Source organism: Brevibacillus fluminis (genome assembly GCF_003710825.1).
Lineage (GTDB): Bacteria > Bacillota > Bacilli > Brevibacillales > Brevibacillaceae > Brevibacillus_D > Brevibacillus_D fluminis.
Window position 1 is genome coordinate 20234 of record NZ_RHHQ01000016.1, and the last position, 23596, is coordinate 43829.

Below are 23596 nucleotides of genomic sequence, written 5' to 3' on the forward strand. Positions count from 1 at the left end.
AATACTGATTATTGATAATTATATTATGCAATTTCCCTTTGCTCGATATACCGGCAGTGGCCATGGAGAATAAGACCAATCTGCCCCTTTATGGAATGATTAGGCAGGTTTTCGCTGTATAGTACTTTTGTAAACATGTGGGCGTCAGGCAGTTCCTCTTTCTTTTTGTATTTGAGTAGTTATGCCGGCTATTAAGTATTAGAGAACACAAGTTATTTTCTAGGTTAACTTTGAGTCCGGAAATGCACGACCACAATATGTTAGTAAAGGAAATCGGACAGACATCCCATTTACTTGCTTGGTGAATGATCCAAAAGCAGCTGTGTCGGCTATTTTTATTGATTGGTCTTTATTAACCCTTTAGCCTGCTGTTTGCCCGTTTCCAGGAGGCTGTCGCTAAGCTTGGAATCATTAACCGACCGAGCTAGCACAAGCGTTCCAACCATCATGCTAAGAACTGCACTCCCAGTGGATTTATTGATTTGTGCCAGTGTGGAAATAAAATCAATCATCCGTTGCAGTTCGCGGGTGAAGACTTGACGCACCTCTTCGGATGATCTGGATATCTCACTGGAAAGGGCAGGGAGAATGCAACCCATCTCAGTTTGATCACGATGATACGTGCTTAAATAATAATCGATAACCGTATCAATCTTAGGTTTTCCCTCCTCCTTCTCAGCTGCTTTCTGCAAAAGTGATATCGTATCGCTTATGGCATATTGGCACGTTTCCGAGACTAGTTGTTCTTTATTGTCAAAGTGTGAATAGAATCCCCCATGGGTCAGACCGACTCCTTTCATAATGAAAGGAACGCTGATGTCGCGTATTCCATTTGTACGAAACGCTTTGGCGGCACTTTCGATGATACGGCCCCGAACTTTGATCTTATGGCCTTCAGGATAGGGCATTGCAGTCACCTCTTCACATCTAAATTCACATTTAAAAATATTATAGTCGTCATAATTTAACGCGTCAATTTCTAGGGAACCATTGACCGCTTCAAAATATGATGATAATAATATATTATGATCATAATATTTTATTTAGGGAGGCGCAAGGGAGATGAGCGAGCTTAAACGGATAGACACTTTGGTCATTGGCTCAGGTCCGGGTGGTTATGCGGCTGCGGTGCGTTCGGCGCAGCTTGGAATGACGACGGTCGTTGTCGAACGCGGTCAAATTGGCGGAGTGTGCACGAATATAGGTTGTATTCCTTCCAAATCGTTGATAGCGGAAGCACACCGCTACAATTTGCAGAGTCAATGGAATCATGCGGTCGCCTCGGTATCCTTTGAGGAGGCTCAGGCGTTCAAACAAGCGGTCGTAAACAAACAGTCCGGTGGAGTGCATTACCTGTTAAGAAGTGCTGGAGTAACGATTCTCGAGGGGGAGGCAAGCTTTATTGACCAGCATACAGTTGTGATGAAAGGACCGGAAACGGAACAATTGATTTCATTTAAATACGCAATATTGGCAACGGGTTCTCGTCCGATAGAGTTGCAGGCTTTGCCATTCGGCGATCGTATTTTGTCTTCCACAGAAGCGCTGTCGCTTTCTCAACTTCCTGCCAGTCTGATCGTTATCGGCGGGGGATATATTGGCGTGGAGCTGGGACAAATGTTTGCCAAATTCGGCACCAAGGTGACGATTCTCGAGGGAGGAGAACAAGTGCTGCCCGGGTTTGAGGCGGACCTTACAGCTCCTGTAGGAAGGCAATTGAACACAGACGGCGTAACCATCATTACGGGGGCGAAAGCCGTTAAAGCTGAACAGGATACGGAAGGGCTTACCCTCCACTATTTAAAAAACGATGAAGAGCATCTTGTTCGCGCTGAATATGCGTTAGTGACTGTCGGAAGAAAACCGAATACGGACGGGAGCTTGGGGCTGGACCGCATCGGATTGCCGACAACGAGCAGAGGATTGATAGAAACAGACGAACAATGCAGAACGGCGATTCCGCATATTTTCGCAATAGGCGATATTGCAAACGGACCTGCGCTTGCCCATAAGGCTTCTTATGAAGCCAAGGTTGCGGCGGAAGCCATTGCGGGCGAGCCTTCTGCCGTCGATTACAAAGCGATTCCGCTTGTCGTTTTTTCCGAGCCGGAGCTGGCGAGCGTCGGGTTAACCGAAACGGAGTGCAAGGCAAAAGCGATTCCGGTTGTCGTTGGGAAATCTTCATTTTCGATAAACGGCAGAGCGTTGGCGCTGAAAGCGGCAGTCGGGTTTGTCAAAGTGGTCGTCGATCCGGTGTCAGGCATCGTCATGGGCGCGCAAATCGTTGGGGCAGAGGCGTCAACTCTCATTTCAGAGCTTGCATTGGCGATTGAGATGGGAGCAACCGTGGAGGATTTGGCGATGACTATCCATCCCCATCCCACCATGGGAGAAGTGATCATGGAGGCTGCCGGCAACGCAGCAAAAAAAACCACGAAAAAATAAACAAAATACAGTCTAGGGACAATCAAGAGAGGGAGAACGGGACAATGAATTTTAAATAGGTTTATATTTTGGTATCGCAATCTTACTTGTCGCAGGAGGCTTGCTTCTTGCCGTAAAAAGGAAAGATGCCGTCAGCCAGGCGGAGTACAGAAAACAAGTAGTACTTGAAGCGGAGCAGAGAACGGTCTTCTACGAAAAGGGTCCGGGGTCAGTTCTCCATATGAACGTTGCTTAAACCGTCGGCCACTTTGGTTATTGGATCAGGTCCCGAAGGCTATGTGGCGGCATTGCATCCACCACATCCCCTCCACTTTCAGCTATTTCCGATCATTTTCTGTTCCTATTTGACGGCTAAAATATGATGATTATAATATTTTGGGACACATGTTTTACGGGAGTGATAGGCATGTCTTATACCCAAACACACAAAATGAAAGTTCGTGAAAAAATCGTGGGAAGTGCTGCAGATGCATTCCGCAAGAAAGGCATTAAAGAGGTGAGCGTGCCGCAAATTATGAAGGGTGCAGGCTTAACGCATGGCGGATTTTACGCTCACTTTGCGAATAAAGATCAGCTTGTCGCTGAAACGTGCAGGAAAGCGATTGGAGAAACGATAGCTCTGCTGAAAAGCGTTGCGGATCATAAGGAGGATGATTCGAAAATACAAACAGTCATCGATTATTACCTAAGCACAACTCGCCGGGACAAGTTGGAAAAAAGCTGTATTCTCCCCACTTTGTCCAGTGAAATCTCGCGCTCTTCCGAAGAGATCCGACAGACATTTACGGAAGAGTTCACCCGGTTCATTTCCTTCATTTCCGGAATGGTTGGAAACAACGATCAGAAAAGCATGGCTATCATTTGTGTTATGGTTGGCTCTCTGCTGCTTGCCCGTTCAGTAAATAACGCCGAATTAAGCCAGAACATTCTGGATGCAAGCAAGCTTTATTCCAAGGCTCTTGTCTTTATCAAAACATCTTCATAAAGGAGTTGTACAAAGTGTCAAAATCGACAATGAATGACCATCCGACTGTTAAGATGTACAGCATGAAACTGGAAGCAGCTCACGGAACCCATAGTACTCCTGTTGATACGCAATGGCTGCGTGATCTATGTCTGCAAGCAGGAGCGGACGATGTCGGATTCGTTTCAATTGGAAGAACTGAACTCGATGACCAGCGCAAAGACATTATGAGTCTGTTTCCCGAGGCGAGGACACTGATCAGTTTCGTCTGCAAAATGAACCGCGAACCTTTGCGTTCAACAGCAAGGTCCGTTGCCAATGCGGAATTTCATCATGTCATCGATGATGTGACGCATATCGGACATCAAATTGTGAAGGAGCTTGAAGCACAAGGCGTCAAAGCATTGAATCCACCGGCAGGGTTTCCGATGGAGGTCACAAGTACCGGCAAGGCATGGGTCATCTCGCATAAACCGATAGCGGTTGCGGCTGGACTCGGTCAAATCGGCATCCACAGAAATGTCATTCATCCAAAGTTCGGCAACTTTATTTTGTTAGGAACGGTTCTTACGAATGTGGACTTGACTACAGAAAGCCAGCCGATTGATTACAATCCGTGTTTGGAGTGCAAATTGTGCGTGGCGGCCTGCCCGGTAGGAGCCATTGGCGCTGACGGACACTTTAATTTCTCTGCATGCTATACACACAACTATCGAGAATTTTCCGGCGGCTTTACCGATTGGGTAGAAACGATTACCGACAGCAAAAATTCAAAAGAATACAGAGCCAAAGTCAATGACGCAGAGACGGCTTCCATGTGGCAAAGCCTCTCTTTTGGAGCCAACTATAAAGCAGCCTACTGTTTATCCGTTTGTCCTGCCGGAGAAGATGTGATTGGCCCTTTTCTTGCCGATCGCAAGAATTTTTTCCAGGAAGTTGCTAAACCGCTGCAGGATAAAAAGGAAATGGTGTATGTCGTACCGAGATCCGACGCAGAGGAGTATGTCAGAAAGCGTTTTCCTCATAAACAAGTGCGACTGGTGAGCAATGGCTTACGCACGAAATCAATACGGGCATTTTTGGCAGGGCTCCCCCATATGTTTCAAAGAAATCAAGCAAAAGATTTAGCGGCTACCTATCATTTTACATTTACTGGAGAAGAAGAAGCTCAAGCAACGGTTGTCATTCAGAACAAGACTATTTCTGTAAAAGCGGGACATATTGGGGATGCTGATTTCCAGCTTATTGCGGACAGTCAAACATGGATTCGGCTGCTAGCAAAAGAAACAGGGACCTTGTCAGCCGTCATCTCCGGTAAAATCCGTACAAAAGGCCCTTTAAAGCTGCTCAAAGCTTTCAGCAGGTGCTTCCCTTCATAGACATGGGACTGAATTTTTCACAAGAAGGTTCGCGTTAAGAAGAGATCGAATGAGAATTCACATGTTGAAATTAACTACGAGAGGAACCAATATGGTGAAAAATATGACAGCCATCGTAATTTTAGTAGTGGTACTATCCTTGAGTGGATTTGGGCTTCTACTAGCATGTCTCCCTGTTTTGGAGATAAGGATAGTCAATATGCAAGAGGAGTGGATATTGACTTTGCTATGCATATCCGCATTTTAAACTGGCAAATAGTTCACTTATGTCGAAATGCGGTTTACCAAAGATGGTATAAAGCGATTGACGGATTTGGAAAACTGCCAAAAAGATTTCTTCTTGGCAAAGTGAGAACAGTATTGCATAAATAGTAATAATTTGGGAGAGAAACCACGATGAAAAAAAATATAGCAACCATCGTTATTTTAATAGTGATAGCAGCTTTAGGTGGATTTGGGCTTCTACTAGGCGGAAAAGATGCTGTTTCACTCGCCATGCAGCAAAAAGGCAGTATTGTAACCGCTGAACAAATTAATGTTTCGTTCCAGCAGGTGGGTGGAAAGGTAACAAATGTTGGTGTACAGGAAGAGATGGAAGTAAAAAGAGGGGACGTAATGCTTCAGTTAGATCCCACTGACGTCAACCTGCAAATTGCCAAAGTAACATCAGACATTCAATCGACAGATATCAGGATCAAACAGATGCAGGATTCCATTCGAATTGGTGAACAGAAGATAGAAACCCAAGAGAGTCAAGCATCTCTTGGGATTCGGAGTGCTCAAACGGCTGAAAGCAAAATTTTAGAAGGAACCAGAAAGGAAGAGCTGGAAAAGCAGCGCCTGGCTGTTGATACGGCAAGTGAATCCTTGAAAAACGCTCAGACCAATTATGATCGGATCCACTCATTATATGAAAGCGGTGCGGTTCCAAAAGCATCCTTGGATACCGCTTACCTTCAAGTAACCAGTGCGCAAAATTCATTGAAGCAACAGGATGAAACATATCACCAAATGAGTAGAGGTGCACAACAACAAGATAAAGATCAGGCACGCCAGGCGACGGAAAAAGCAATGCTGGGTTTGGAAGTGGTCGCACAGTCTAAAGCGGAATTACAAAACAGCGCAATGGGAATCGACTTGTTAATCAAATCAAGAGAAGCCTTGCAAATTCAACTGGAGTCGCTTCGCGTTCAAAAAGATCGTCTGACTCTTCGTGCCCCTCACGATGGAAAGATTGTCAAAGTAATCCCCAAAACGGGTGAGAACGTTTCCGCTGGTGTTCCAGTTATCTTGTTAGAGACGAACCAGATATACTACGACTTTTATGTGGATGAGACCCAGGCTGCGAAGTTCAAGGTTGGTCAATCGGTTGCTGGTCACTTGGTATCGACTGATCAGGATATAACCGGGATGATTAAATTTATTACTGCCGCGCCCCAGTTTGCGAGTCTCCGAATGAGCAGGGAAAAAGGTCAATCCGATCTGAATACCTTTCAGATCCGCGTATATCCTGAACGTACAAAAAACATTCTCCCGGGAATGACCATTGAGGTGAATATAAAGTGAGTGCTTTTCTTGAAGAATGGAATTTGATGATAAGTGGCAAATTTGTTCGAAAAGCAATCCTTACCCCTCTAATTCTTTCGGTTTTCTTTGGGTATGTATATAGCAACAATCAAATTGTCAAGACACCCATAGCGGTCATAGACGAGGATAATAGTTTATACAGCCAACAACTGATTAACAGGGTAAACGCTTCTCAATATATTGATGTAAAGACAGTTCTTCACCAGGATGTTGATCCTGAGGTACTGCTCTCCAATGAAAAGTACATAGCGGTGATCTATCTCCCGCACGGATTGGAGCAGAACCGTTACCAGGGCAAGCAGTCCAACATCGGCTTTCTGGTAGATTATTCTGTCCCATCTGCTACAGGAAATTTACGCTCGGCTATGACGGAAATCATCTCAATTGAGAATAGCACGGCTCCAACAGTAGGGAAATTGAAAGCGTTGGGATTGGCCGATGATCAGATCTCGGCTACGATTTCCAACCTTGCGCTTCAGCAGCGGTTCCTATTTAATCCGACGAACGATAATCTGAATTTTATAGGCATCGGTTATATCACCATTATTTCTTTAGGAATCATTTATGGACAAACCCTCACCATCGTTCCACGTTTACGGGTGGAAGGTAGGCTGGCAGATGATTTGAAGCAGCCAATCGGTTTATTGTTGAGAGTTGTGCCTTACACGATCGTCTACATGATAGCCATGATTTTTACGTTAGCAGCGCTTAAACAAATCGGGGGCATGCGTTTTGTTGCAAGCCCATTGGAATATATAGTACCCCTTGGATTATTTTGTTTGGTGAGCGCGTGGCTTGGAATGTTGATAGGCTGGACTGCCAAGCATCCGCTTAGTGCTGCTGGGAGGGCTCAGCTACTGATCTCGCCTGCGTTCTTGTTAACTGGTGTGCTTTCCCCCATAATCCTCTTTCCACAGCCCATCCAAATCATGAGCAATCTGATCCCGGCAACATGGTACTTCAAAATCTTCCGTGGAATGGGTCTTCGTGGCGGAAACATGATGTACTATTGGGAAGAGCTTGGGGTGTTTCTTCTAATGTTGGCCGTTATTTTTGTTTTCCTGACCTTGCTAATTACGCGGGAGCTCAAGAAACGAAATCAGACCAAAACTGAAGAAACCTCAGAAGAAAGAGAGCTAAGTGAGAATCTCAGCATGAGAGAGCAAGTCACCTGACAGTGGGGCTTCAGGCTACAATAAAGTTTGTCTATAAGGCGAGTGCAAGCATCCAAGCCCGGTTGGACGGATTCAAATGTTCCACACCCGTGGGAAAGAGTTTGACATATCGCTGACGAGGGTACCTGCTTCGCTGACAATCGTAGGCTCTCATGGAGAACAGATGGTAACGGAGCAAAGCGTCATGGCCAAGTGAAGACGAAATGATTTTTGGCGTGACAAACGGTGTAATCAGTGGAAAAACCATAGGAACGGTGGACATCCAAGCGACACCTAGGGAATACCGCTACGATTACAGTTACCGTTACGAAATAAACCCGAAAAAGCTCAAATTCTCGACAGAGAGATTTGAGCTTTTTTCATGTCAAACACCGAGGATAGCTATACCGTCACCTGACGTCATTACGACCGTTTTCAACTGGGCTGCCCAGGTGGCGAAATTTCCCGAAGTAATGAGCTTATAGGAATCACATAATAAATTCACCGATATTATAGTGAAATTGATGAATTTTCAATTGTTTCACCATGTAAAATATCGATTTTATCCAGTAAACTTAAATTCGATGGAGTGAACCATCACCTGGCATAGATCAACCAAGCTATAAGGTTAAAAATTAAAAAGGAGCTTACAAAATGAACCAAAACGTAGCTTGTGCCTCACAAAGTGCCGCAAGCAATTGGTCTTCTGACCGTCTTCCATGTGCCGGATTGCTCGCATTGGTGATGGCGGGGTTTATCTGTATCCTAACCGAGACACTTCCAGCTGGTTAATTGCCCAAGATCAGCGAGGGGCTTGGAATCTCGCAATCTCTCACCGGTCAGCTCGTAACCCTATACGCGCTTGGTTCACTTGTGGCCGCGCCATAAATCGCATATTGCCCATCCAATTCAACTTAAAAGGCTTGCCCGATCTGATAAGCCTCGTTCAATAAAGTGGCAAAATGTGCCTCGCTCTTTTCCTTCGAGCTACCTTCAAATTTTCCATATGAATTATACATAAAGTGTACATGGGTATCTTGAACACCGGTATATTGCGCCAAGCCTACGTTCAGGTGATGCTCCACCATCAAATGATAATTGCGTTTTTCAAATTGACTCTGAGTCTCGCCAACCATGGTAATCCATCTTATTTTTTGAACTGGCAATTTGCCTTTGCCATAAGCAAATCCATAGTTCCACACCCGATCGATGTATCCTTTCATGATGGCAGGCATGCTGTACCACCATATCGGGAAAAGAAAGGCCAATGCATCACTTGCTCGGATCCGATCCATTTCGCGCTGTACCTCGTCTGAGTATGCTTTGTTCGGATTACTCCAATCAGGCTCATCTATTGTATGCAAGATCGGATTGAATCCTTCGGCATACAAATCGATGATTTCGAATTCATGCCCTGCTTCGGTCAAGCCTGCCGTGAACCGCTTCGCCATACTCGCTGTGAGCGAATCTGGTCTTGGATGGGCAACGACAACTAGTATTTTCATAAGGGTTCCTCCAAATTCATCTGAGAGTACCCTCAGTCTAAACCCTACAATGATTGTAGGGTCAAGGAGTTTATTTGAACCTGCAATTCCCACACACTGGTGTAACAAAATTCGTAAATGTCGCTCACTGTCTCAATTTTTTGATCCAAAATATAATGACGTAGCAAACTGTAATAGGTAGGAGAGTTTGCGTGGCTATCTTCGATAAAAAGTGTTAAATAAGTACCTTCTGCCATGTGATGAGACCGGAATCCTTCTGGAACGACCGTCGGGTTGACCAGAAATAAATAGGAAGCATTCGTTCGTTCATCAAAGAAAGTGGGCTGTGTCACAATAAAGCCGGGTTCCGTATTGATATAATCAACCTGGTTGGAAAAGGGCAGGAATGAGCGGTAATATTCGGTTTCCTGCTCCTTGTATGTAGATACGTCAATCAATTTGCAAAATATTTTTCTTGCCTCGTAATGCCGAACGGAAATCTGGTTTTTTGGTTCTGCTCGCAACGCCATGAGAAGATTGCGTTTGTCTTCGAGCTCTATTTTCAACGATTGCAGCTCTCTCATTTTCTGTTCCAGCCTCTGTAGCTGGACGGTGTAAACATGATCCATCCGGTCGGCATTCCACTGTGTCGCCGCCAACTCTTTTATTTCAGAGAAAGGGATGTCCATGATTTTGAACTTTTTAATCCGATGCAGAAGCGGAAGCTGATACAGAGAATAGTATCGATATCCTGTTTCTCGATTGATATGGACAGGAGAAAATAAACCGATTTTATCGTAATATCTCAGCGTTTGCAGAGGGATGTTAAACATTGCGGATATTTCTCCGATTCGAAAATAGGGTTCCATTTGGCTTCATCACTCTCCTGTTTTCAATTCTTCTTAAGGGCATCGATTAGCTTTTTCCAACTTTTCCTAAAATGATATAATAAGCGGAAAACAGGTTCAATTACAAGGAGGGACAAAAGTGGAAGCGTTGATTGAAGAGTACGGTCGCCGATCCGTAATGCTCCGTGAAGCCATTGAAGACTTGGCCGAGGAGGAATTTTGTTTCAAGCCAGCACTTGATAAATGGAACATCCATCAAATTATCATTCATGTGGCGGATTCCGAGATTTTGTCCACACACAGGCTAATAAAAGTCTTGGCGGAGGAGAGCCGCTACAAATTTCCTTTGACCAAAATGCATGGGCAAAAGAACTTAAGATACGATTTATTGGACCGTGAACAGCATTTGCATTTGTTCCAATTGCTGCGCTCCAGTATGCCGACAATTCTGGACCATCTGACAGTAGAACAAAGCGAGCGGGTGGGGTTGTATTAGGATGCGGGCGGTTCACTTTTAAGCAATTGCTGGAATTCCGTATCCAGCACGTCCGCGATCTACTTTCCCAATCGAACGGGTGAGGGAATCACCAGGAACCTCATCGATAACAAAGATCATAAACCCCATAAACCCCATGCATAAATAACCAGGCTCTCTCATTAAGAAAGGAGAAAAGGCCAAGTGGGGACAACTGCATATGAAATCTGTTCAAGAAATGAACAACGACAATAAATTTGGGCCCGATTGAATCGACCCGGTCTTTCCATGGAAGAAGCGGATATTGTTGTTTTTGGATTTTCATATGATAGTGGAGTGAGCTTCCGCTCGGGAGCCAAAGAAGCACCTTGGGCGATTCGCGAAATAACCTATACAATCCCGCAAGCAACAGAGCACTAGGAAGACCTCTCGAATCTACACTATCTTGATGTTGGGGACATGCCTGGGGAAAGTCGGGACGAGCTGTTTCAAAGTGTGGAAGAAACTGTGTGGCAGTGTGAAGGCCGGGAAATTATTCACGATGATCGGTGGCGATCATTCCACGACGATTCTGGTATTTCGCGGAGTAGATCAGGCGTTAGACACAACCGCCACACCTGATCTTGTGGGGGAAGAACGACGTCATTTACCTTGCATCTGGTGCGTATCCTTACCAGAATGATTTAAAGAACGTCGATTTCAATCTGCATGATGCCGGACATTTTGCTCCGGAGGTTCGTGCCGATATTTTCGCCACCCACATCCGGGCTTTTGCCGGCTTTAATGACCTGTCGGCCCTAGATCCAGCTGCGATGTGCAGCTTTTTTTCTGTTCGGAAGTCCGCTCAGTCGAATTGGAACCTGATAACGCTGGTGGAACTGTTCTGTATTTTCTTTTTTCCGCCTCATTGACTCTCCCCTTAACGGTAACCTGAACCTTGACGACCTTCCAAGTAACCTTCAGCAGTTAGTTGCTCGTACACCTCGACAATCAGAGATCTTAAACCACCCAGTTCCCTCGCAAGCTCTCTTGTGGAGGGAAGGATACTACCCCTTGCAAAAAGAGATCCCTTAGGAGTTTTATAAACTTGTCTTGTTTTTGTTTCAGGTGTCCGGATTTATCGGATGTGTCTCCTTCCATACTTGAAAATTGGTATGACAGAAATCATTAAAAAGTGGTACTTATTAAAATCAATTTAACATGCTACCATAAATCAAATTCATCACAGAAACGAGATTAAGGATGATGAGGAAACGTAAACACAACCTTCTCAGAGCACCTACGATTAGAATTCAAACCGACACAACCATCCAATTGGCCTTGAGTATAGATCATTTGTCAGTTCGTTGGTAGTTGGAGACCTCTTTATGGCATAGCTGAATTTGAGACTATCGGTGGCATCCATTGCACCTGTACTGGGTAGCATTTCAACATGGCGGGAGGTCGCAGCCGACATGTCCGGAAAAGAACAGATCGACATCGTCAAGGACGCCTGCTTCCACCATCGCCTTTGCACCGCACGCGCCTTCCTCGGGAGGCTGAAAAATGATTTTGATGCAACCAGTAAGCTGATCTTTCATTGTCATCAACCCTTTGGCCAGCCCCAAGCCAATCGTTGTATGTGCATTATGTCCACAGGCATGCATCATTCCCTTATTGACCGAAACGTAGCCTCTAAAGAAAGGTTGGGATTTTTTATGGACTTCTATTTTGTAGATGTTTTTGCGAAAGAAAAATATCAAGGCAATCAGCTGGCGGTGTTAGTACCCGATAGAGAGCTTTCAACTGCTGAAATGCAGCAAATTGCAAGGGAGATTAATTTTTCGGAAATAACCTACATCTTGTCTGGCAAAAAAGAAAATGGGGGATATGATGTCAGAATTTTTACCCCTGATAGTGAGATTCCTTTTGCAGGGCATCCTACACTCGGAACGGCATATATAATTAACAAGATAATAGAAAGAGGTGTAGAAACGAAAATTATTTTAAATCTTGAAGTAGGTCAAATACCTGTTTCAATAAACGGTGATAACCTTATAATGAGCCAAAATGAGCCGTCATTTGGAATGATAATAAAGGAGACAGATGTTATAGCCAATGTTCTTACTATCAAACAGGAAGACATTCGGACAGATTATCCGATTCAATTGGTCTCTACAGGATTGCCTTGCATCATTGTACCCCTAAAATCAGTTGATGCTGTGATGAAATGTTCAATCAATCATAATCAATTTAGCCACTTTACTAAGAATTATTATAAATGTAATCTATTGGTTTTTTCCGAAGAAGGAGAAAGTGAATTCCGTGCGCGTGTATTTATGGATAACACCGGTTTCTTAGAAGATCCGGCAACCGGCAGTGCAAATGGAAATCTGGCAGGTTATCTTCTTGAGTATAATTTTTTCAGTAAAAATAAAATTGAGTATAGCGTTAATCAAGGGTATGGGGTCAATCGCCCTTCTCGAATCAATGTAATGGCAGAGAAGACAGATGGAAAATTTCATATTCATGTCGGGGGAAAAGTACACTTGGTTGCAAAAGGAGAATGGTTTATAGGGGGAAATTAATGAAAAAGAAAAATGTAATGTTATTACTCTGCGATGCTTATGATTTTATCATTTGTTATTCCTAATGCCCAAGCCGGAAGAAAAGACAGCAGATCCTGTTGAGCCGTATTATTAAAGTGGACTGCATCGGTTCGTTAACCGGAGACCTAGCTGTTAATGGTGAATCCGGTTCAAATTCGGTAAAAGTGCATCTTGAAGAGCGTAACAAAATGGCGGTTTGTTATGTAAACAGAACCATTATAAGAGAACAAAGTATTTAAAATTGGGGGTAAAGAGGCTACGCAAATAAGGGACTTATTCGCGTAGTATTTTGGAGAACAACTGAGAAAGCGCCGGACGTTTAATCCGAGATCGTCATTACCTCGCTTCATTTGACTTGATGTCGGACAATGCCAAATAAGGTTTTTTTGACAACTACTATTGTTTAGAGCTTGTATTCCTTCTTTTCCTGTCCATGGCCGGTTTATATAAAGTTTATAAAGTTTTCGGAATACCACGTTTCTGGATAAAAGGATTTTAAGCAACGAAGTGGGCATCAATGCTGTTTTGTGACTCTAACCATCCATCACACTTGATAATTATACATAATAACTATTATTGATACTTTCCTTGTGTTACTAATTTTTGAAGAGGGGAAAAAATACTTTCATTTCCTGCATATCCGGTATTTGAATCGCTATGATGGGACCTTTGCAATCAGGCTTATTAAAAAACATTTTGTTGACTGGGTACCATCTATGATTGTGTTGTAATATCACTTGGTGCAGTTATTTGATTAAATGAAGAAAGGATAACACTAAATGAACAAGCTTCTAATGCGCTATCGAAAAACGATAACAGGTGGAATTCAAGCATCACCCGTAGAACAACTGCTGGGCATAAAACCTATAACCATTGACCCTGGTCAAGTCCTGTTTGAGATGGAGGCGACCGAGATTCACTCAAATCCCCAAGGAACACTAAATGGAGGCATAACAAGTACGCTTGCAGACATTGCGATGGGTGTAGCTTTCGGGACGACCCTTCTACCGGAGGAGAGCTTTACGACAATTGAATTAAAAATCAACTTTTTGAAACCAGTTTGGAATGGTACGATCCGGGCAGAAGCGAAGGTGATGAAGAAGGGACAAACCGTTGGATTCATTGATTGTAGTGTATTTGACGAAAATCAAAGTCTTGTGGCCTTTGCAACAAGTACTTGTATGATCCTTCGAGGAGTTAAAGCAAAGGGAAGATAACATAGGACAAACTTCGGCACGATTCAACTTTTGAAATATACATTTGAAAAAATGTGATAGATTAGGAAAATAAGGGTCTTTGGATTTTAGTGTGGAGACAAAATCAAAACATTTCACTTAAAAATCGGATGACTGGTTGTTTAGTTTCGTTTGAATGCGAATTGAGTTACAGTAATGAATGTAGTCTTGAAGAATCTGTACAACGATGGACGTCGTCGTACAGGTAAAATTGTCGAGATAGAACGTTTCAGACTTTAGTGTGGAATGAAACGACTCGATGGGGGCATTATCAGCGGGCGTACCCTTGCGGGACATGCTCATGGTAATGCCTTTTCCCTTTACTGCTGCTTGATACACCTGAGACATATAAACGCTGCCTTGATCAGTATGCAACATCATACCAGGTTGATCCGGCACCTGGTATAGCGTATTGAGGACAAACGATGTGTCTTGTTTGTCAGAAATACTGTATGCCACAATCTCACCGTTGTACAAGTCCATAATGCTCGATAAATATAAAAGTTTGCTTCCATAAGGTAAATAAGTAATGTCGGTCACTAATTTCTGCAGTGGGGCATTTGCGTGAAAGTGCCGCAGCAGGAGATGGTCTGCTACATAAGAAGGTTGACCTGTTGCCATGCGTTTCTTCACCCTTACTCGGCATTGCAGCTGTTCACGCTGCATGATACGTTGTACTTTTTTATGATTAAACAGCATTTCGGTTCGCATTAGTGCTGTAATCTTTCTTTACCCGTAACGGAACTTATGTTGAACACAGAGTTTCCGAATCTTTTTCACAACCAAATCCTCGTTTCTTTCCCCGTATGCAGCTTTCCAACGGTAGTATGTAGAGCGAGGGATACCAAGCCACGTGCAAGCTTGGCTCACACTAACTTGCCCACGAATGGACGTTATCCAGGACTTCTGGTGACACCTCCTTTCCCACTCCTCTAACTTTTTTAAAACATTCAGTTGTTGTTTAAGAAAACGATTCTCTGCTTTGATTTGTTCAAGTTCAGAGTCGTATGTCGGCCCCTTGCCAAAGCTATACTGCTTTCCCACAGGCTGTTGAAGACGATGTGCGTCTCCGCTACGATACCAGCGCATCCACTGTTGAATTTGGGTCTTACTATTAATGTTTAGTTCCTGCATAATCTGCTTTTTGGTGACGCCTGCAAGACGCATTTCAATTGCTTTCATTTTAATTTCTACGGGATAACTAACTGTTGTTGCCAACGTAAAAACACCTCCAAGGTTGTCCGCATATCTTACGACATGGTTGTTTTCTCTTGAAGGTGTTTTGATTTGTCTCACATTACGGAGGCAGTCCCCTAATTTAGCGGCTTTTTTAATTTATCGGTACAAGTTCTTGCCCCAAGTCAAGGACTTGTACCGATTGCCGATATGCCATTTCTTTGCAGAATGAAAAGCGAAAAAGGGAGGAAAGGGAGGAAAGGGAGGAAATATTTTTCATGCTCCGATATAGGTGCTTTTAATCCAGATCTTAGCATTGAAATTGGCGGAGATTCATTACGGCATTGTAAAGGGAGGATAATTTTCAACTCTTAACTGCTCAATGTCATTCAGTTGATGAAAATTGGTATGCTGAAAAACATTAAAAGTGGTACTTACTAAAGCCAAATTTATCATGCTACTATGATCTAACGGTATGGATGCAGCACCCTAAGAAGATCAATGGCTATGAGAAAGTTAAAGCTTCTTGGAATGACTAGATAAGATTTCAAACAGATCAGACCACCCATTTATAGCTGGAGGGGAATTGTATGAACAAAATACAAGAGCTTGTAGAATTACATGAATCAAATGAGCTTTTTAGTTAGGAAATGTCTGGATTTGTCTTCTGCGTTGTCTAAGGAGAAAGAGGGGTTAACAGTTCGGGCAAAAGCCAACATATAAAGCGGTGCAAGCGGAACTTTCGTCCTTGGATTGATTGATTAAAGCCTAATTCTAGCCACTGTAGCGCAAATAAAAGCTCCATCAAACCTGATTGCGTGTTCTAGGCTTACAAGTTGTGAAAATCTGCAGGAAATGGGGGTTATTCGAGTGTAATGAAAGGGGATAACATGAATGCCACGGTTTCAAATAAAATAACCATACTCTCTTACACGGTTGCCATTTCATTTGTTGTCTTAATGATTGCTGCATCGGTACTGTTACATAATCAGGAGCTCATTTTACCAGAAGTTGCGGCGATGGCCGTTGCCATGTGGGTCTACCGGGAACCAGGGTGGATCAGGCGATCATCTACCATTTTCATCGCGCCAACAGTAACTGCTGTCATAGGACTAGTGTTGAATCAACTCCAGATTGCTTATATAGTAAAAGTTATCCTCACTCTAATGCTGATAATGCTCTTTTTGCGAACGATTCGCTCCAACTTGGCACCGTCTATCGCAACGGGGATACTGCCACTCGCGATAGACACGGACGAGTGGTCATTTGTAGTAATTGTTTTTATTTTCACAATCACATTGATGATCGGTGTTCTGATCTTTGGATTAAATAAAGGCCTTGCAAAAAAGGGGAGTATACAGTATAGATACATGCTCGTATTTCTTGCCCTCTCTTTTTGCTGGATTGGTGTATGCTGGGTCTCTGGCTATCAGCAGATCGCAGTGATCCCGCCTATTTATGTTGTTGTTTTTGAGTCCCTTCAGAAGCCAAAGTACAATGGACAGATGGCGTTGAAGCAAGGGCTAGCGCTGACCTTATCCGTCACGATTGGTGCACTAGTATTTTTTAGAATCGAATTGTGGGTCTTTGCTGCACTGGTCGACATGATCCTGATGCTAGCGCTATCCCACGTTTTTCGTGTCCGTATCCCTGCGATCTACGCCTTCCCTTTGCTGACGTTTGTTTTCCCTGAAGAACAAGTCATGAGATTACCACTCGTTACACTTGCTGCATGTTTGTTTATGTTTACCTCCGTGCTGCTATACAAAAAGGTTGAACTGAAGCGAACCTCAAAAGGTGAGTCCATATGAATTTCAATATCAATGATGCCTTCGTGATGTTGGACCGTACGCCAAAAACATTGGAATGTCTCTTATCCGGTCTAACGAAGGGGTGGCTTCATAGCCATGAAGGGGAAGGAACCTGGACCCCGGTCGAAGTGGTTGAACACCTAATTGAAGCGGAAAAATATAACTGGGTCCCTCGATTATAAACAATTCTTTCCGATGGGGAGAAAAACACTTCCCCGCTTTTGACCGCTTTTCATTTGAAGCACCAATCCGAAAGAAGGGTAGAAGAAGCATTATCCGAGTTCAATCGCATCCGAATGGAGAGCCTGTCTTATCTCAGGCTGATCGCTAATCCAGACTTTAATCTGGAGCAGAGCGGTTTGCATCTTGAATTCGGCGTTGTTCGAATAAGCGAGCTACTCTCCGCGTGGGTCGTTCATGATCTGACGCATATCGCACAAATTGTTCGGGTGTTGGCGGAAAGATACCGGGCCGACGTTGGACAATGGAAAGCTTATTTAGGCATATTAAATAAGAAATAATCTTCTTCTATCGGAAAATATCGGAGTTAAAGGGGAATAGGAATATGATATATGGCCTGATTGCGGCACTTTGTTTTGGTTTATCTGACTTTGTGGTTACTCAGGCTACCAGAAAGCTTCAGACATTACCTGCGCTTTTCTGGATTCAGTTGATTGCTTCATTGTTGCTAGGAGGGTATGTATTCATGCAATCCCCACACATAGGAGGAAATCCAGTTTTGTGGGTTGGGGCAGCAGGCATCAGCATCGTGAATTTCGCTGGAACATTATTATTATATCGAGCATTTCAGAAAGGAACGTTATCCATCGTATCCCCAATCGGCTCCGGATTTGCTGTTGTGACAGCTATTCTCGCCTTTATTGGTGGGGAACGGCTTCCGTTTAATTCAATTATTGGAGTCATTTTGTTGATTCTTGGGGTTATAACGGTAACCCGCTCGAGTAAGAGTGATCGCCAACAAGCCACGTTGTCCGGAGTTCCAGAGGCAGCAATAGCCTCTATCTGCATCGGCTTCTACTTCTGGGCAGTTGGATATATTACCCCCTATCTCGGTGTTATTCTTCCCGTACTCATCACTCGAGTCATACAATTTTTCTGTGCCTTAGTGCTATTGCGAACCCAAAAGATCAGACTTCCCAAGATAACCCTTCCCACCGGTTTTATTTTGATTGTGGCAGCTCTACTGGATTCAGGGGCGTTGCTCTCCTTCAATCAGGGACAATCCCACGCTTATACGACAAGCACAACTGCACTTACTTCATTATATAGTGTCGTCACCATACTCATGGCAGGTGTGTTATTAAAAGAAAGGCTAGCGAAAAGTCAGTGGATTGGCATTTCCATCATTCTTCTCGGTGTCATTTCGGTAAGCTTTTAGAAAGGGTATGTGAGATGAAAAGAGTCGATATCGTTTATTCTTTAATCATCGATCCGACAAACACAACAATATTAATGGTTCAAAACATTGGAGTGATTGCTGGACTCTTCCTGGAGGTAAAGTTGAGCCCAATGAAACGCTGGAAGAAGCTGCGGTTCGTGAAGCTATGAAAGAGACGGGTTTACATATACGGATAACTGGAATCGTAGCCTTAAATGAGTATCGAATAAAGGATACTTCAGAGCACGGCGTATGTGTTACTTTCAAATCTTGTATTATCGACGGCGTTGAAACCATCACAAGACCCGAAGAGATTAAAAATATATCATGGATTCGTGTTGAACAGGCCGATGCGCTAATGCCATTTTACAAAGAGGGTCTGAAAGAAATCGTAAGGAAAAATGTGCAAGTGACCTATTTTGATGAAGGAAGCTTTTGATTCCACCGAAAGTGAAGGAAGGGCGAAACGTCCTTCCTTTTTTCGCATGTAAGCTTTAGATGACAATGTAATAGATGTAACGCAGATCCGCATAGTTAGATAAATTGTGCAAGCGTTTGAACCCCTTCAGTAATCTGCGACTCTGTAACATTGCCAAACCCCATGATAAGGCTCTCGTTATACTTATCTTTGCAGATGGTATATCGTTCTGCTGGATATACTTTGATATTATGCTCTTCAAGCTGAATAGCTGTCAGGAGACCAGCGTTTCGGCCAGGCCATGTAGCAATAAGGTGCAAGCCCGCGGCATCACCGGATATTTTCACTTTATTTCCGAATGTTTCAGTCAGGGCAGAAATAAGATGAGTTCGTCTTTTACCGTAGATTCGTTTCATCCGCAAAATATGACGTTCTAGATGACCTTCGTTCATAAAACGGGCCAAAGTCAATTGTAGCAAGGTAGAACATTGCATATCAGCCATACGCTTTAGTTGTACTATTGGGTCTACCAGTTCTTGTGGAGCGACAATAAAACCTAACCGTAGTGAAGGGTACATATTTTTGCTAAACGTTCCCACATAGATAACCCGTTCGGAATCAAGCTCTCGGAGGGCGTGAATGGGCATTCCACCATAACGGAATTCACTATCATAATCATCTTCGATGATATAGCTTCCCGTGGTCCGGGCATAATCCAACAATTGAATGCGTCTGCTGATCGACAGGATACTTCCAAAAGGAAACTGATGTGACGGTGTGACAAAGAGACATTTTGGCTGCTCACGTGCTGGGAGCCTATCTACACATAGCCCATGTTCATCGACTGGTACAGGAATTATTCGGGCACTCGTCGAAGCGAAAATGTCATGAATAAACGTAGCCGTAGGATCTTCAATGGCGACAGCATCATTCGGCTTTAACAACAGCTTGCTCAATATGGAAAATGCTTGGGTTGCTCCGGACGTAACAATGACTTGTGATGGAACACAGTGAAAGCCTTTAATTTTGAGAAGATGCTGACAAATGGATTGTCTAAGCGGCAGACAACCTGCGATATCTTCCTGGTAACCAAATGCAGAATAGGGAGCATCGTTGTATACGTCAAGTGAGGCTCTCTTCCATTTCTGAAGTGGAACATGCTCAAGCGCCGGGAAACTTGGACGGAAATCAATTTTGTTCAAATGATCAGAGTCCACAAGAGAAGAAAGCTCATTCGTTGCACTTACATCTACGAATTGTATATGAAACGGCCTGCTTTTTCCGATATCCTTTACAAAGGTACCTGAACCTTGACGTCCTTCCAAATAACCTTCAGCCATTAGCTGCTCATATACCTCAACGATAAGAGCACGTGAAACCCCCAGTTCCTTTGCTAGATCTCGGGTTGAGGGGAGGGGACTTCCCTCCTTGTAACCTCCTTGAAAGATTCGATCTCTTATTAAAGAGTACACCCGTCTTGTTTTCGTTTCATTTTGTTCCGTTTTCATTTAATGTGTCTCCTTCTGGAGTTTGAATTGGTATGGTCAAATAGATATAAAGTGGTACTATTGATAACCAATTTATCATGTTATCATGAGTCATGCCAGTATAAATTCAATATAGAAGGAAGCTAGCATTCATGAAGAATCGTAGATTCAACAAGCTTAGAGCACCCACGATGAGTATTCCGTCTGATAAGGAACAAGTGTTAAATCATTGGCTGGGAGTTGCGGCACTCTTTATGGCATCACTCAATTTGAGACCAGCGGTAGCCTCCATTGCACCTGTCTTGGGTAGCATTCAACATGATCTTGGTTTAAGCGGTGCTGTTTCCAGCTTGCTGGTCTCCATACCGGTGCTTTGTATGAGTCTTCTCGCTCCGTTCTCTGTAAAATTAAGCGAAAGATTGGGAAATGAACAGGTCATCACCTTGTCATTGGTTCTCATTGGTGCAAGTACGTTGTTACGCCTGTTTATCCAATCTGCTTCGCTATTATTTCTAACTGCATTGCTATCCGGCATTGGTATTGCCATGATGGGTCCTTTGTTATCAGGATTTATTAAAAAGTATATGGCTGACAGAGTTCCCTCCATGATTGCTATGTATTCCATGGCTTTAGCACTGGGGGCAGCGCTTGGTTCGAGTCTTACTTCACCGTTACAATGGAAGCTTCACTCGTGGCAAATGGCACTCTCATTCTGGCTCATACCTGCAATTTTGGCTTTACCCCTGTGGTTTAGCGTGCAAAGAAGACAGATACACGCTTCTGATACGAAAGTGTCCATAAGCAAACCATTGAAGCTGCCGTGGAAAACTGGAAAAGCGTGGATACTAGCCATCCAATTCGGACTATTATCGGTCGTGTTTTATTCACTCTTGGGGTGGTTTCCGTTAATGCTCATTACGGCAGGTATTTCTAGGTTCCACGCTGGATTCATGGTGACCCTGTTTGCAATCATTCAAATCCCAAGTGGAGTAATTCTGCAGTTGCTTCTCAAGGTGTATCCTTCAAGGCGGAACTGGCTAATCATATCTTCATTAATGCAGGCTACGGGCCTTTTGCTATTATTTTTTTCTACCTTCTTATGGTCTGCTGTACTGATATGTGGATTAGGGTCGGGAATGCTATTTGCTCTAGTTAACTTGCTCCCCGTTGAAACCACATCAACACCTGAAGAGGCCGCCTCTTGGGCAGCCATGACCCAGTGTTTTGGTTTTCTCATCGGTGCGAGTGGGCCATTTCTAACGGGTTGGATGTATGATCGCATCGGCAATTTTAATGTGGGCATACTGGGGATGGTAATGATATCAATTTTAATGGGAGTTATATCCTTATTTATCGTTCCACGAAAAGATTCATTGACGTTTTCAAACACTTCGTAAGGAAAATACGGATTCAAAAATTAAAAAATTTGGAGGTCTATTAATATGAAAATTTTTGTTGCTGGTGCAAGTGGTGTTGTTGGACGCTTTTTACTTCCGAAATTAATACAAGCAGGTCACGAAGTGATCGGAATGACGCGTCGAGAGGAACAAGGACAGGCGATCGAAAAATTAGGAGCAAAAGCTGTTATTACAGATGTGTTTGATCTGGAGCAGATCGTAAACATCATAAGTGAAAGTAAACCCAATGTTGTTATTCATCAGTTAACATCATTGAGCGAGGGAAGTTCAGCTGAGAATGCGCGAATTCGGATTGAAGGAACCCGAAACTTGGTGGATGCTGCGAAACAAGCTAATGTGCAGAAAATTATTGCACAGAGTATTTCATGGGCATATGAACCGGGGATCGCACCTGCATCGGAAGAGGTGCCTTTGGACATTCACGCACCCATGCCCCGAAATACAACAATCAATGGTATCGTGGCCTTAGAAGAAACGGTTACGGAAATCCCAAAGCATGTCATTCTACGGTATGGCACACTGTATGGTCCAGCTACCTGGTATGACAATAATGGAGCTACGGCCGAGAAAGTTCGGAACCACGAATTTAGGGCAACGGACGGTGTCACCTCTTTTGTCCATGTGGAGGATGCGGCGAATGCAGCTTTTCTGGCCTTGGATTGGCCGACAGGAACGTATAATATCGTCGATGATGAACCTGCCAAAGGTATAGACTGGCTGCCCGTATATGCACACATCTTAAAAGCACCTTCACCAGAAGTTCAATTGAGCGCAAGTGAATGGGAAAGAGGTGCTTCGAACACCAAAGCAAAAAACGGTTGTGGATGGAAGCTTCAGTACCCCACTTGGAGAACAGGTTTTCCCAAAGCTTTGCGATAATCAGCTTAGTGAGGTGCCGCAAACGGGGATTAGCTAATCTAGGATATGGTTATACCCCTTAAGCCAGCCATCCGTGGAAAATGGGGTGGAGGATTACCATAACTTTGTTGATGGATCGCAAAAGAGTGCATTAAGAAGGCGGTGGGTATATGAAAATAAACAGGGGGAGTGTGCTTAGTAAAGAGTATTTTAGCGCTTACTTATCGCATGTTATGACTGTGTTTCGGTGTAATGTTGATGAGGCAATAGAGAAAACAATTGAACGACTATTTCCTGGCGACTTAAATGCCTTTGAGGATGAAACACTTAATAATTTCTCTATCGCTTTTAAGGAACTCGTCAATGAGAAAGTTATTGCTGTATAAGGATGTCTAAAACAGGGTTTTCCTTGAGCTGGAAATTGTTTATAACGGGGATCAAATACTCGATAAGTAATAAAGGCTATCTTCTCGGTAGCCTTTTTACTTTTGATATAAAGATTTAGCATAATATCAAAGTTTGTCCCAAGTTAATCAAATACATGATGTAGTAAAACAATCAATTATCAATATTCTTCTATGGTGGTTGGTCTATCCCGTTCATTCTGAACGAATCCGGTTAATTATGAAACTGTCAGGTTAATTTTGAAAAAATCCGGCTAATAATGAAAAAGCACAATCGAAATGGTTCTCTCTTTATTTTTGTCTCCCCACAACTATTCCGAAAATGAGTGTTTTCGGTATTGTTGGGTCTGTCAAGAATTTTGTGTAAACCAACTCAACCAGTTGTATGAGAAGGTTTCATCCCCTATTCGAAAAATCTTTCTCCAGCCAATAGAGTCAAGGGCGTAAGGCAAAGCGAACCCTTGAC

General features: G+C 43.4%; 21 protein-coding genes and 3 pseudogenes. 16 read left to right on the plus strand and 8 right to left on the minus strand.

The window, feature by feature from the left end; genetic code table 11:
* Positions 1-335: 335 nt before the first annotated feature.
* On the minus strand, positions 336-908 hold the full coding sequence (locus tag EDM56_RS20020) for a TetR/AcrR family transcriptional regulator (protein ID WP_122919697.1): 573 nt from the start codon (positions 906-908) through the stop codon (positions 336-338).
* A 154-nt stretch (positions 909-1062) separates the two neighbouring features.
* On the opposite strand from EDM56_RS20020, the gene lpdA reads away from it, so the two are divergent.
* The 5 genes from lpdA (at position 1063) to EDM56_RS20045 (ending at position 7550) form a co-directional block, all read left to right on the plus strand.
* Positions 1063-2445: a dihydrolipoyl dehydrogenase gene (gene lpdA / locus EDM56_RS20025; protein WP_122919698.1), complete on the plus strand. Its 1383-nt coding sequence runs from the start codon at positions 1063-1065 to the stop codon at positions 2443-2445.
* A 406-nt stretch (positions 2446-2851) separates the two neighbouring features.
* Entirely contained in the window at positions 2852-3430 is a 579-nt protein-coding gene (locus EDM56_RS20030; RefSeq protein WP_122919699.1) for a TetR/AcrR family transcriptional regulator, read from the plus strand.
* A gap of 14 nt (positions 3431-3444) precedes the next feature.
* Positions 3445-4788 (plus strand): SCP2 sterol-binding domain-containing protein, encoded by a 1344-nt coding sequence (locus EDM56_RS20035; protein WP_246009459.1) that lies wholly within the window; start codon positions 3445-3447, stop codon positions 4786-4788.
* Between the two features lie 396 nt (positions 4789-5184).
* Complete coding sequence (locus EDM56_RS20040) at positions 5185-6354, plus strand: HlyD family secretion protein (protein ID WP_122919700.1); 1170 nt, start codon at positions 5185-5187, stop codon at positions 6352-6354.
* Positions 6351-7550, plus strand: coding sequence for an ABC transporter permease (locus EDM56_RS20045; RefSeq protein WP_246009460.1), 1200 nt, complete (start codon positions 6351-6353; stop codon positions 7548-7550). Before EDM56_RS20040 ends, EDM56_RS20045 begins: the two co-directional genes overlap by 4 nt.
* A 31-nt stretch (positions 7551-7581) precedes the next feature.
* Here EDM56_RS20045 and EDM56_RS31705 read toward each other — a convergent pair whose 3' ends face one another.
* A complete protein-coding gene (locus tag EDM56_RS31705; protein WP_148040405.1) occupies positions 7582-7812 on the minus strand; it encodes a hypothetical protein in 231 nt (76 codons plus the stop codon).
* Between the two features lie 371 nt (positions 7813-8183).
* Between EDM56_RS31705 and EDM56_RS31925 the strand changes: the two are divergent.
* A pseudogene (locus EDM56_RS31925) lies at positions 8184-8411 on the plus strand (MFS transporter); the annotation flags it as partial.
* Between the two features lie 32 nt (positions 8412-8443).
* Here the strand turns inward: EDM56_RS31925 and EDM56_RS20060 are convergent.
* Together EDM56_RS20060 and EDM56_RS20065 are read right to left on the minus strand one after the other, a co-directional pair.
* Positions 8444-9034, minus strand: coding sequence for an NAD(P)H oxidoreductase (locus EDM56_RS20060; RefSeq protein WP_122919702.1), 591 nt, complete (start codon positions 9032-9034; stop codon positions 8444-8446).
* 44 nt (positions 9035-9078) lie between these two features.
* Positions 9079-9882, minus strand: a complete 804-nt coding sequence (locus EDM56_RS20065; protein ID WP_122919703.1) for a MerR family transcriptional regulator — start codon at positions 9880-9882, stop codon at positions 9079-9081.
* 118 nt (positions 9883-10000) lie between these two features.
* On the opposite strand from EDM56_RS20065, the gene EDM56_RS20070 reads away from it, so the two are divergent.
* Both EDM56_RS20070 and EDM56_RS32270 read left to right on the plus strand, forming a co-directional pair.
* The gene (locus tag EDM56_RS20070) at positions 10001-10357 is read left to right on the plus strand and encodes a DinB family protein (RefSeq protein ID WP_342772408.1); all 357 of its coding nucleotides are present in this window, start codon (positions 10001-10003) and stop codon (positions 10355-10357) included.
* A gap of 267 nt (positions 10358-10624) precedes the next feature.
* Complete coding sequence (locus tag EDM56_RS32270; RefSeq protein WP_122919704.1) at positions 10625-10756, plus strand: arginase family protein; 132 nt, start codon at positions 10625-10627, stop codon at positions 10754-10756.
* 499 nt (positions 10757-11255) lie between these two features.
* Here EDM56_RS32270 and EDM56_RS31935 read toward each other — a convergent pair whose 3' ends face one another.
* Together EDM56_RS31935 and EDM56_RS20085 are read right to left on the minus strand one after the other, a co-directional pair.
* Positions 11256-11453: a GntR family transcriptional regulator gene (locus EDM56_RS31935; protein ID WP_122919715.1), complete on the minus strand. Its 198-nt coding sequence runs from the start codon at positions 11451-11453 to the stop codon at positions 11256-11258.
* A gap of 310 nt (positions 11454-11763) precedes the next feature.
* A complete protein-coding gene (locus tag EDM56_RS20085; RefSeq protein ID WP_122919705.1) occupies positions 11764-11985 on the minus strand; it encodes a M20/M25/M40 family metallo-hydrolase in 222 nt (73 codons plus the stop codon).
* A 48-nt stretch (positions 11986-12033) separates the two neighbouring features.
* On the opposite strand from EDM56_RS20085, the gene EDM56_RS20090 reads away from it, so the two are divergent.
* Both EDM56_RS20090 and EDM56_RS20095 read left to right on the plus strand, forming a co-directional pair.
* The gene (locus EDM56_RS20090; protein WP_122919706.1) at positions 12034-12903 is read left to right on the plus strand and encodes a PhzF family phenazine biosynthesis protein; all 870 of its coding nucleotides are present in this window, start codon (positions 12034-12036) and stop codon (positions 12901-12903) included.
* A gap of 800 nt (positions 12904-13703) precedes the next feature.
* Positions 13704-14141, plus strand: coding sequence for a PaaI family thioesterase (locus tag EDM56_RS20095; protein WP_122919707.1), 438 nt, complete (start codon positions 13704-13706; stop codon positions 14139-14141).
* Between the two features lie 117 nt (positions 14142-14258).
* Here EDM56_RS20095 and EDM56_RS20100 read toward each other — a convergent pair.
* Positions 14259-15377: pseudogene (locus tag EDM56_RS20100) on the minus strand (IS3 family transposase).
* A gap of 848 nt (positions 15378-16225) precedes the next feature.
* On the opposite strand from EDM56_RS20100, the gene EDM56_RS20105 reads away from it, so the two are divergent.
* From EDM56_RS20105 to EDM56_RS20120, 4 genes and pseudogenes are all read left to right on the plus strand, one after another.
* Positions 16226-17146 carry a hypothetical protein gene (locus EDM56_RS20105; RefSeq protein WP_122919716.1) on the plus strand — a complete coding sequence of 307 codons (921 nt, stop codon included), beginning with the start codon at positions 16226-16228 and terminating at the stop codon, positions 17144-17146.
* Positions 17143-17667 (plus strand): annotated as a pseudogene (locus EDM56_RS31940) (DinB family protein). The gene EDM56_RS20105 and the pseudogene EDM56_RS31940 overlap by 4 nt, the downstream one beginning before the upstream one ends.
* Positions 17668-17711: 44 nt before the next feature.
* Positions 17712-18545 carry a DMT family transporter gene (locus EDM56_RS20115; RefSeq protein WP_122919708.1) on the plus strand — a complete coding sequence of 278 codons (834 nt, stop codon included), beginning with the start codon at positions 17712-17714 and terminating at the stop codon, positions 18543-18545.
* A 139-nt stretch (positions 18546-18684) separates the two neighbouring features.
* A complete protein-coding gene (locus EDM56_RS20120) occupies positions 18685-18984 on the plus strand; it encodes an NUDIX hydrolase (RefSeq protein WP_246009461.1) in 300 nt (99 codons plus the stop codon).
* A gap of 95 nt (positions 18985-19079) precedes the next feature.
* On the opposite strand, the gene pdxR is transcribed toward EDM56_RS20120, so the two are convergent.
* Positions 19080-20471, minus strand: a complete 1392-nt coding sequence (pdxR, locus tag EDM56_RS20125; RefSeq protein WP_122919709.1) for a MocR-like pyridoxine biosynthesis transcription factor PdxR — start codon at positions 20469-20471, stop codon at positions 19080-19082.
* A gap of 131 nt (positions 20472-20602) precedes the next feature.
* Between pdxR and EDM56_RS20130 the strand changes: the two genes are divergently transcribed.
* On the plus strand, positions 20603-21847 hold the full coding sequence (locus EDM56_RS20130; RefSeq protein ID WP_122919710.1) for an MFS transporter: 1245 nt from the start codon (positions 20603-20605) through the stop codon (positions 21845-21847).
* Positions 21848-21892: 45 nt separating this feature from the next.
* Positions 21893-22747: an NAD-dependent epimerase/dehydratase family protein gene (locus EDM56_RS20135; RefSeq protein WP_122919711.1), complete on the plus strand. Its 855-nt coding sequence runs from the start codon at positions 21893-21895 to the stop codon at positions 22745-22747.
* The last annotated feature ends 849 nt before the right edge of the window (positions 22748-23596 follow it).

Bases quoted from the DNA above. Each gene is read 5' to 3' on its own strand.
- EDM56_RS20020 (WP_122919697.1), bottom strand. From the start codon at position 908: ATGCCCTATCCTGAAGGCCATAAGATCAAAGTTCGGGGCCGTATCATC.
- lpdA (WP_122919698.1), top strand. From the start codon at position 1,063: ATGAGCGAGCTTAAACGGATAGACACTTTGGTCATTGGCTCAGGTCCG.
- EDM56_RS20030 (WP_122919699.1), top strand. From the start codon at position 2,852: ATGTCTTATACCCAAACACACAAAATGAAAGTTCGTGAAAAAATCGTG.
- EDM56_RS20040 (WP_122919700.1), top strand. From the start codon at position 5,185: ATGAAAAAAAATATAGCAACCATCGTTATTTTAATAGTGATAGCAGCT.
- EDM56_RS31705 (WP_148040405.1), bottom strand. From the start codon at position 7,812: ATGTCCACCGTTCCTATGGTTTTTCCACTGATTACACCGTTTGTCACG.
- EDM56_RS20060 (WP_122919702.1), bottom strand. From the start codon at position 9,034: ATGAAAATACTAGTTGTCGTTGCCCATCCAAGACCAGATTCGCTCACA.
- EDM56_RS20065 (WP_122919703.1), bottom strand. From the start codon at position 9,882: ATGGAACCCTATTTTCGAATCGGAGAAATATCCGCAATGTTTAACATC.
- EDM56_RS32270 (WP_122919704.1), top strand. From the start codon at position 10,625: ATGGAAGAAGCGGATATTGTTGTTTTTGGATTTTCATATGATAGTGGA.
- EDM56_RS20085 (WP_122919705.1), bottom strand. From the start codon at position 11,985: ATGATGCATGCCTGTGGACATAATGCACATACAACGATTGGCTTGGGG.
- EDM56_RS20090 (WP_122919706.1), top strand. From the start codon at position 12,034: ATGGACTTCTATTTTGTAGATGTTTTTGCGAAAGAAAAATATCAAGGC.
- EDM56_RS20095 (WP_122919707.1), top strand. From the start codon at position 13,704: ATGAACAAGCTTCTAATGCGCTATCGAAAAACGATAACAGGTGGAATT.
- EDM56_RS20105 (WP_122919716.1), top strand. From the start codon at position 16,226: ATGAATGCCACGGTTTCAAATAAAATAACCATACTCTCTTACACGGTT.
- EDM56_RS20115 (WP_122919708.1), top strand. From the start codon at position 17,712: ATGATATATGGCCTGATTGCGGCACTTTGTTTTGGTTTATCTGACTTT.
- pdxR (WP_122919709.1), bottom strand. From the start codon at position 20,471: ATGAAAACGGAACAAAATGAAACGAAAACAAGACGGGTGTACTCTTTA.
- EDM56_RS20130 (WP_122919710.1), top strand. From the start codon at position 20,603: ATGAAGAATCGTAGATTCAACAAGCTTAGAGCACCCACGATGAGTATT.
- EDM56_RS20135 (WP_122919711.1), top strand. From the start codon at position 21,893: ATGAAAATTTTTGTTGCTGGTGCAAGTGGTGTTGTTGGACGCTTTTTA.